Origin of the sequence: Desulfosarcina cetonica JCM 12296 (assembly GCF_001311845.1) — a bacterium.
Lineage (GTDB): Bacteria > Desulfobacterota > Desulfobacteria > Desulfobacterales > Desulfosarcinaceae > Desulfosarcina > Desulfosarcina cetonica.
The window spans coordinates 1-8,943 of the sequence record NZ_BBCC01000232.1; the positions used below are offsets into that span (position 1 = coordinate 1).

The 8,943-nt window shown below is 62.1% G+C and carries 10 protein-coding genes and 1 pseudogene; all 11 read right to left on the minus strand.

Annotated features, from left to right (window positions below):
- Positions 1–863, minus strand: an 863-nt coding sequence (murB, locus tag JCM12296_RS29985) for a UDP-N-acetylmuramate dehydrogenase (RefSeq protein ID WP_054700715.1), incomplete at its 3' end; no start/stop codon positions are given.
- Positions 864–873: 10 nt separating this feature from the next.
- The gene (locus tag JCM12296_RS29990) at positions 874–2,400 is read right to left on the minus strand and encodes an alpha amylase C-terminal domain-containing protein (RefSeq protein WP_246805119.1); all 1,527 of its coding nucleotides are present in this window, start codon (positions 2,398–2,400) and stop codon (positions 874–876) included.
- Positions 2,376–2,906, minus strand: a complete 531-nt coding sequence (locus JCM12296_RS46235; RefSeq protein WP_246805121.1) for an early set domain-containing protein — start codon at positions 2,904–2,906, stop codon at positions 2,376–2,378. The genes JCM12296_RS29990 and JCM12296_RS46235 overlap by 25 nt, the downstream gene beginning before the upstream one ends.
- Positions 2,907–2,924: 18 nt before the next feature.
- Positions 2,925–3,320 carry a beta/alpha barrel domain-containing protein gene (locus tag JCM12296_RS29995; protein ID WP_172684182.1) on the minus strand — a complete coding sequence of 132 codons (396 nt, stop codon included), beginning with the start codon at positions 3,318–3,320 and terminating at the stop codon, positions 2,925–2,927.
- A complete protein-coding gene (locus JCM12296_RS37285; protein WP_083456656.1) occupies positions 3,284–3,733 on the minus strand; it encodes a beta/alpha barrel domain-containing protein in 450 nt (149 codons plus the stop codon). The genes JCM12296_RS29995 and JCM12296_RS37285 overlap by 37 nt, the downstream gene beginning before the upstream one ends.
- Before the next feature lie 44 nt (positions 3,734–3,777).
- Complete coding sequence (locus JCM12296_RS49590; protein WP_306304167.1) at positions 3,778–4,314, minus strand: glycosyltransferase; 537 nt, start codon at positions 4,312–4,314, stop codon at positions 3,778–3,780.
- Complete coding sequence (locus JCM12296_RS30000; protein WP_306304168.1) at positions 4,269–5,288, minus strand: glycogen/starch synthase; 1,020 nt, start codon at positions 5,286–5,288, stop codon at positions 4,269–4,271. The genes JCM12296_RS49590 and JCM12296_RS30000 overlap by 46 nt, the downstream gene beginning before the upstream one ends.
- A 56-nt stretch (positions 5,289–5,344) precedes the next feature.
- Positions 5,345–7,579, minus strand: a complete 2,235-nt coding sequence (glgP, locus tag JCM12296_RS30005; RefSeq protein WP_422699191.1) for an alpha-glucan family phosphorylase — start codon at positions 7,577–7,579, stop codon at positions 5,345–5,347.
- Between the two features lie 15 nt (positions 7,580–7,594).
- Positions 7,595–7,890 (minus strand): annotated as a pseudogene (locus tag JCM12296_RS46240) (DUF3417 domain-containing protein); the annotation flags it as partial.
- A 145-nt stretch (positions 7,891–8,035) separates the two neighbouring features.
- Positions 8,036–8,344 carry an isoamylase early set domain-containing protein gene (locus JCM12296_RS30010; protein ID WP_054700718.1) on the minus strand — a complete coding sequence of 103 codons (309 nt, stop codon included), beginning with the start codon at positions 8,342–8,344 and terminating at the stop codon, positions 8,036–8,038.
- Between the two features lie 118 nt (positions 8,345–8,462).
- A partial coding sequence (locus JCM12296_RS30015; RefSeq protein WP_054700721.1) for an amylo-alpha-1,6-glucosidase occupies positions 8,463–8,943 on the minus strand: 481 nt, incomplete at its 5' end.

An 8,943-nucleotide genomic window follows, 5' to 3' on the forward strand; every position in this document is an offset into this window, starting at 1 on the left:
CGGCCAAGTTGGCGCCCCTTCCAGCCGCAGCGTTCGATCAGCCAGCCGGCGGCCAGCTTGAAGCGGCCGTCCGCCTGGGGATAATGGGGCAAATCCGGATGGCGTGCGCGCAGGGCCGCGAGGGTGGCCGGGTCGACCATCGGGTTCTTGAAGAAACTGCCCGCGTTGCCGCATTCGGCCGGGTCGGGCAGTTTGCCGCGCCGAATGGTAATGATGGTCTGCCGCACCGTATCCAGGGTCGGTGCACCGAGGGCCGCGACGGCATCCCGCACGCCCGGGTAGTCGAGCACCCAACGGGGCCGCCGGTTGAGGCGCAGGGCCACCGCCGTCACCATGAACCGGCCGTCTCCGTCTTCCTTGAAACGGCTGCGCCGATAACCGAACCCGCATTCGGCCGCCGAAAACCGGACCCGCTGGCCATTCCCGAGGGCGATCGCCTCCACCCATTCGATGCGCTCCTGGATTTCCACGCCGTAGGCGCCGATGTTCTGCACGGCAGCGGCGCCCACCATCCCGGGAATCAGCGAAAGATTCTCGATGCCGCCCCACCCGCGCGCCACGGCCAGGGCCACCAGATCGTCCCAGGTTTCGCCGGCCATGGCCCGCACGCGCACCTGCCCGCCATGGTCGTCCAGCACCGTCACGCCCTTGAACACCGGGTGGAGAAGCAAGCCATCGTAATCATCGACGAACAAAAGATTGCTGCCACCGCCCAGGATCAGGCGGGGCGTGTTGCCCAAGGGGCGCTGATGCAGGAAAGCCAAGACGTCGCCATCGCTGTCGAATCGGACATAGCGGGCGGCAACGGCCGGCACGCCAAAGGTGTTCAGGGCCGTTAAGGGGTAATTGGAATATGTTTGCATGCAGGGATCGTCACTTGGAAAAAATGGGAGCCAGCACGATGCCCGTCCGCGTGGGCAGATAGAGGGAGAGGCGGGTCCCCCAGGAATTGTTGGGATCCTTCAGGGCATGGTAAACCTGATCCGGCAGAAGGCGCCCGTGACCGCCGAAGCGGTGGTCGTCGGTATTCAGCGCCAGGCGGAAAGAGCCGGACGGCGAAGGAATCGCGTAATCGGTAAAGGAGCGCTCGGCGTGAAAATTGAAGGCGAAGACATATCCGCCGCGCACGAAGGCCAGCACCTCGTCGCCATCATGCTCCCACAACGGCATCAGGTCGCTGGTCGAAAGCAGGTCGGCCGCCTCGATCAGCCGGAGCATGGCCCCATCGAAACGGGCCAGCAGCTGGTACTTGAGTCCGGGATCGTCCACCAGCGACCACTGCCGGCGGGCGTAGCGATAGCTCCAGCCATTGCCTTCCCGGGGGAAGTCGATCCACTCGGGATGACCGAACTCGTTGCCCATGAAGTTGAGATAACCGCTGCCCGCCGTGGCCAGGGTGGCCAGGCGGATCATCTTGTGCAGGGCCATGGCCCGGGCCACGCCGATGTCCGGGTCATCGAGGGTCATGTGTTGGTACATGGCACCACCGGCCATGCGGAACATAAGGGTCTGATCGCCCACCAGGGCCTGGTCGTGGGATTCGGTATAGCTGATGGTCTTCTCCTCATGACGCCGGTTGGTGAGCTCATGCCACAGGTGGCCCATGGGCCACTGTTCGTCGGGCGTGTCCTTGGTGAGCCGGATCCAGTAGTCGGGCACCCCCATGGCAAAGCGATAGTCAAAGCCCACCCCGCCCGCATCCACGGGCAGCGCCAGTCCCGGCATGCCGCTGATGTCCTCGGCGATGGTGATGGCGTCGGGCCGCAGGCGATGGATCAATTCGTTGGCCAGGGCCAGGTAGGCCAGGGCATCCTCGTCCACGCTGGCGTTGAAATAGTCGTCGTACCCCGTAAAGGCCCGTTCCAGGCCGTGGTGGGTGTAAAGCATGCTGGTGATGCCGTCGAAGCGAAAGCCGTCCACCCGGAAGGCATCCAGCCAGTAGCGGCAGTTGGACAACAGGAAATGAACCACGGCCGGCTTGGCGTAATCGAAACAGCGGCTGTCCCAGGCGTGGTGGTGGCCGCGCGGACCGGCGTGAAAGTACTGGTACTCCGTGCCGTCGAACTGGCCCAGGCCCTCGACCGTGTTGGAGACCGCATGGGAGTGCACCAGGTCCATGATCACGGCCAGCCCGTGTCCGTGGGCCGCGTCGATCAGGGCCATGAGATCTTCCGGTGGCCCGAAACGCGACGACGGGGCGAAAAAGCTGGACACATGGTAGCCGAAAGAGCCGTAGTAAGGGTGCTCCTGAACGGCCATGAGCTGGATGGTGTTGTACCCGGCCTTGACGATGCGTGGCAGGACGGTATCGCTGAATTGGCGCCAGGTGCCGACGCCTTCGGTCTCCTGGGCCATGCCCACATGAACCTCGTAGATCAGCGGGGGGCGATTTGGCCGCACGAACGCCGGCGCCGCCAGCGGTAGGGCGTGGCCGGGGCCCATACCTGGGCATTGAAGATCAGCGTCTGCGGGTCCTGCACCACCCGGCGGGCATAGGCCGGAATACGGTCGCCGGCGCCTCCCGGCCAGTGAACCCGCAGGCGGAAAAGATCGCCGTGGGTCAGGGCCCGGGGCGACAGATGAAGCGCCCACTGCCCCTCGTCGCCGATACGCGTCAGGGCGTAGGCCGGATCCTCGCGCCAGCCGCTGAAATCCCCCACCAGGTAGATCGCCGTCGCGTTGGGCGCCCATTCCCGAAAGGTCCACCCGCCGGCGGTGCGGTGCAGGCCGAAATATTCGTGGCCCGCGGCCAGGTCCAAAAGATCCACGCGCCCTTCGGTGATGCGCGCGCGCATGGCCTGAATATGGTCGATGCGCCGCACCAAGGCGTCACGGTAAGGTTCGAGAAAAGAATCGGCCCGGATCAACCGATCCACGCATGGCCTGCTATCGTCGATTGCGTTCATGACCCCACCACTGGGTGATCAGGGGACGATCTGTGCCTTGACATCGGCCGGCGGCGCAAAATAGATCCAGGAAGAAACCAGCACATCGGCGCCGGCCCGGGCGTATTCAGCGGCATTGGCACCGTTGATGCCGCCGGCGGCAATCATGCAGACCTCGGGGTTGACCTGTCGGCAGGCATGCGCACAGGCGGCAAAGGCTTCGGGTGTCATCTTGTCCACCTGCACGGCATCGGCGCCGGCGTGGACAATGGCCAGGGCCTGGGCCTCGCTATGGCCCTCGACGACGATCTTGCGTTCCTTCTGGCGATTCTTGATTTGCGCGACCGTGTCGGCCAGGTTCTCATATCCCCCGGTGAAGAGCAAATGCTCCTTGAAGATCAAAAGGGTATCGGACAGGCCGGTGCGATGGGGCACGCCACCGCCGGCCATGAGGCCTTCAAGGCCACCTTCTTCATATAGGGCGGATGCTTGCGGGTGCCGGCGACGGTAATGGCGGGATTCTCCGCGCGGGCCTTTTCCACCAGTTGGCGGGTCCGCCCGGCAACGCCGGAGGCGAATTCCACCAAGGCACTCCCCGTACGCCAGATCAGATGGACCGACGCGGCATCACCCTCGGCGGACAACAGCCGATCGCCGGCATCCAGCATCGTCCCCGAGGAAACGGCCTCGTTCACGGTGAGGCCGACCTTGCGGTACATCCGTGCCGCCTCCTCGATGCAGCAGGCAACCATGGGGTTGCGGGCCAAAAGCGTAATGGCGGCCCGTCGTCCGGCCAGATTCATCAACTGGGTGGTCATGTCACCCAAAGGGGCGTCATCCTCGATCAATTGGTCGATATCGCTTTCCGTAAAAAAATCATGGCAACTCTCTGTTAATTAATCAGGGGCCGATCAAGCATGCGTTCGTACAGATCGATGTACTGGCGGGCCGTGTTGGCGTGGTTGAAGGTGGCCGCGCTCTGTTGCATGATCCGCTCGATCTGGCGCGTGCGCAGATCCTCGGGCCGCCGGAAAAAATCGATCGCCTGGGTGACGGCCCAGTAAAGGCCGGCGGCATCGTAATTCTCGAACAAGAATCCGTTGCCGACGTCGTGGTCGACATCCAGGTGGACGATGGTGTCATGGATACCGCCGGTATCGTGGGCCACCGGCAGGGCGCCATAGATGGGCGCGATCATCTGCGGCAGGCCGCAGGGCTCGAACAGGGAAGGCATAAGAATGAAATCCGCCGCCGCATAGGCCTGGTGCTCCATCGCCTCGCTGAAATCGCACACCGCCACACGACCCTCGAACCCGTGCCGGTTGACGATGTCACGAAAAACCTGCTGGTACTCGCCATTGGCCACGAAGACCACTTGCAGGTTCATGTCCCAGTAGTCGGAAATAATGCCGTAAAAGGCTTCGGCCAAAAGCTGGCAGCCTTCTGGATCGGATCCAGTCGGGACGGCCAGAAAAAGAGCGGGGCATTGGGATCCTGGGTCAATCCCAAAATCTCCTGCAGGTGCAACTTGTTCTCACGCTTGGCCGCCGAATGGTCATGGGCCGTGTAATTCCGGTGGATCTCCGTATCGGATTGCGGGTTGAAGGCCGGATCCGGCGCATTGAGGATACCGGTTCCGCAGCCGGCATGAAACTTGTTGGTCAGCTGTTGGCGCAGGTGCCACTCCACAAAAGCGTGGCGCCCCTCGACGATCTCCTCCAGAAAACGCGGGCTGACCGTATTGACGAAATGGGCGGCAAACACGCCACTGGTGAGAAAATCGACGGGGTTGGATTCCCAGGCCTCCTCGTAGCTGGCCGAGAAATTCTCGTAGTAAAGATGCTGCCAGAAATAGGCGGCATCGATACCGCGGTCCTCGATGTGCGCCAGGGTCGCCTTGACCGTGTGGATGTTGTGAATCGTGAAGAGGCAGGGGATCCCCATCTGCCGCGACATGGCCGGGATCAGGCCGGTCATCCAGTCGTTGCAGTGGATCAGATCCGGCCGCACGCGGGGCACGATATTGTTGATCACCTCCCGCTGGAATGCCAGGGAAAGCTTGGTGTTCTCGCCGCCGGAAGGCGAATAGACCCGGTTGAGGTAGAAGAAGGCCCGGTCCTCGGCCAGGTGCACGCGGTCGTCAGGCATGACATTGCGGATGGCCCACTGTTCCCGCTCGAGAAACGGGGCCAGGCGGTCATGAAAGATCGAGCGGTAGTCCGGAAGGGCCACGTGCACGTCGGCGCCTTCATTGAACAGCGCGCTGACCAGGGCGGCCGACACATCCGCCAGCCCGCCGGCCTTGGCCGTGAGATAACGGGAAAAATTCCCCATGCGGTCAGGCAGGTAGGTCACTTCGGGGGTAACGATGAGCACACGCGGATTCCGTTTGGCCTTGGGCATGGGCATATCCTTTCACGTAAGAGGGTCGGCGGATGCCGGCAAACAACGGGCGATGACTACGCCCAGGTCAACAATTCCGGCCGGAACCGGATCCAGGCGTCGGCATTGGGGGTCACCCGCACGGTAAACCCGTAACGTCCCGAATCATCGCAGGGCAGATTGCAGCCGTAGAGGTAGACGCCCGGCGAGCGCACCTCCTTGACGTGCATCATCTTAACCCGGGGATCCTCGATACGGTCCAAATGTTTCATTTTGCCATAGTACAGCTCCACATTCAACTCATCCGGCCGCAGATCGCCGGTCTGCACCACCGTGGTCACCTCGAAAGCCTGGTTGACGCGAAACGGGCCCTTGGCGCTGCGCACGGGCGCGGAAAGCTGAATCTGGTGCCACTTCTCCAAGTAACGGTGATGCTGCTGGCTGAGCTGGCTGGCTTCGGCCCCCTCCTGGCTTACCAATTCCTCGAAGCGTCGGCTGGCCGGCAGATAGAACCGTTCCTCGTACTCGGTGATCATGCGCAGGCTGCAGAAGTTGGCCATGGCCATTTTCATGGAGGCCTTCATCATCTTGAGCCACTGGGTGGGGGTACCGCCGTGGGGGCGGTCGTAATAGAGTGGCGCCACTTCGTTTTCGATGATGTTGTACAAGGCCTGGCTTTCGACGGTGTCCTGATAGTTGTGGTCATGGTATTCCTCACCGTTGCCGATGCGCCAGCCGCGCTCCGGGCTGTAGCCTTCACACCACCAGCCGTCCAGGATGCTCACGTTGAGTACGCCGTTCAAGGCCGCTTTCATGCCCGAGGTGCCGCAGGCCTCCATGGGCCGCCGGGGGGTGTTGAGCCACACGTCGGCACCCTGCACGAGGAAACGCGCGATGTACATGTCGTAGTCCTCGAGAAAGATGAAGCGGTGGCGCAGGTTGGTGCGGCGGCCGAAATCCACCAGGCTGCGGATGATCCCCTTGCCCTCGTTGTCCTTGGGGTGCGCCTTGCCGGCGAAGACGAACTGCACCGGACGATCCTTGGAATTGATGATCGCTTCCAGGCGGTCGGGGTCCTGGAACAGCAGGTGGGCGCGCTTGTAGGTGGCGAAACGCCGGGCGAAGGCGATGGTCAGGGTGTCCTGGTCCAGCACCGATTCCACGGCCTTCATGATGTTGAGCGGCGCGTTGCGGCGGGCGTACTGGCGGTGCATCAATTCGCGCACGGCCCGGATCAGGCGTGAGCGGCACATTTCATGGGCCTGCCACAACTCCTCGTCGAAAACATCGTCGATGCGCGCGGCATTTTCCTGGATGGTCGACCCCATGTTCCACTTGGGACCGAGGTGGCGTTCGAAGAGCAGCTTGATCTCCGGTGCCAGCACGGTGGGGATGTGGACCCCGTTGGTAATGTGCGTGATGGGCGTTTCGTCGTCGGAGCGGTTGGGCCAGATATGCGACCACATGTGCCGGGCCACCTGACCGTGAAGCTCGCTCACGCCGTTGATATACTGGGAGGAACGGATGCCCAGGATGAACATGGAAAAAGGCGATTCCGGGGCCGCGCCATCCAGTTGTCCGAGCCCCACCAGCTGATCGGCGCTCATTTTCAGGGGATCGACAAACGGTTCCAGGTAGGGCCTGACCATGGACGGCGGAAATTCGTCGTGTCCGGCCGCCACCGGTGTGTGGGTGGTGAAAACGGTGGTGCGGGGTACGATCTCGCGGGCGATATCCAGCGTGATATTGTAGCGCATCACAAGCTGACGCAGCCGTTCGATCCCCACGAAGGCGCAGTGCCCCTCGTTGAGGTGGCACACCGTGGGATACATGCCCAGGGCTTCCAGGGCACGCAGCCCGCCGATCCCCAAAAGGACCTCCTGGGCCAGACGGATATGCTGTTCGCCGGAGTAGAGGCGGGCGGTAATATCCCGAATTTCCGGCGGGTTGTCCGGAAGATTGGTGTCCAGCAGGATCAGGGGAACCCGGCCGATGCGGATTTTCCACACCTGGGCGTGGATATCCCGACCGATACCGGTCAAGTGGATCACCAGGTCATTGCCGTTGGCGTCCTTCTGCTTGGACAGCGGCAGGTGGTAGAGATCGGTCTCCGGATAGCCCTCCTGTTGCCAGCCGTCCTTGTCCAGATACTGCCGGAAATAGCCCTCCCGGTAGAGCAGACCGACGCCCACGAGGGGAATTTTCATCGCCGAAGCGGCCTTGAGGTGGTCACCGGCCAGGATGCCCAGGCCGCCGGCAAAGAGCGGCAGGGTTTCGTGGATGCCGAATTCCATGGAAAAATAAGCAATCATTTCGCCCTGGTCCCAAGGGCTTTCCGTGTCGTTCTGATTCAGCACGCGATTTTCGAAGCGCTGTCGCACAAGGTTCAGGTGGGCCAGGTAGCTGTCGTCATGGGACAGTTCCTCGAAACGCTCCTGGGGAATGAGGGTCGCAAAAACAATGGGGTTTCTTCCAGAGGCTTCCCACACCCGGGGTTGATGCGTCGGAACAGTTCGATGGCATTCTGGTTCCAGCTCCACCACAAATTGCGCGAAAGCGTCTCAATAAATGACAGGGGCTCGGGGATATCGGGAAACACCTGGAACGTTTGAATTGATCTCATGGAGTACTCCTTGGCGGGTCCATCGGCGCAACCGTTCACTCGGCCGGGCTGGAAGGGCAGTCTATCCGCATCGGTCGTGGCAGCGGAGGATCGATGATTTTACGGGTCAGGCAACACCCCTAAACAGTCGTCATGCAAACGGGCGTTACACGGTCACAACAGAATTTTCACAATCGCCATAATCGCTCTGCACATATCGATCGGCGTCCCAATCGTTTTCCCACACGGTCTGATCGATCAGGTAGCGGAACTGGTAATCCCGGCCTGGCGCAAGATCCACAACACAACTGAATTCTCCATTCTTGAGGTGCCGCATGGGCGTCTTGACCGTGCTCCAGTCGTTGAAGTCACCAACAATGTGAACCGTCTTGGCTTCCGGCGCCGCCGCCTTGGGAAGACGAAAAGTTACCTTACACCGCGCTTTGCTTTTTAGATACTGTTTTTTCAGACTCACCGTATACCTCCTTGCGGAAATCGCCGACGCCCCGCGTCGGTCCGGGCCCTCCGAAGAGAACCGATCACATATGAAATAGCCACACGACCTCTCTTTGTAGCCACCGATTGTTTGGATTTCATGTGTCCTGGGCGGCAGCGTTTTCCTGATGGGGCTGCCTTTTCATCCCATGCACCTTGATCCACACGCGCAGCAATTCACTGACGCCCCAGGCTTGGGCCGCGCACCCGCGCTGATGATGGGGGGCATCGCCGTCCACGATCTCGGGCACATGCCCCACGCAGCCGTCGTTGATCAGGCGGCTGCTACTGGCCAGCCAGGCCAGGGCGGTCTCCCTTTCGGCCGGTCCGTAGCCGTCGGCCCAGGCTTCACAAAAACTGGGGAAGACCCAGGTCCAGGCCGTGCCGTTGTGGTAGGCCGGCTTGCGGCGGGTATCCTCGTCGCCGCCATAGGTACCGATGTAGGGCTTCCCGGGATCGTTGACCAGCACGCCATTATGATAAATCGGCAGCGGAGGTCGGACGGGGCGGTCGGCCAGACTGCGGATCGCACCGGGTACGAGCAGCGTCTGACAGGCAGCGAGCACCGCGTCGGCCATC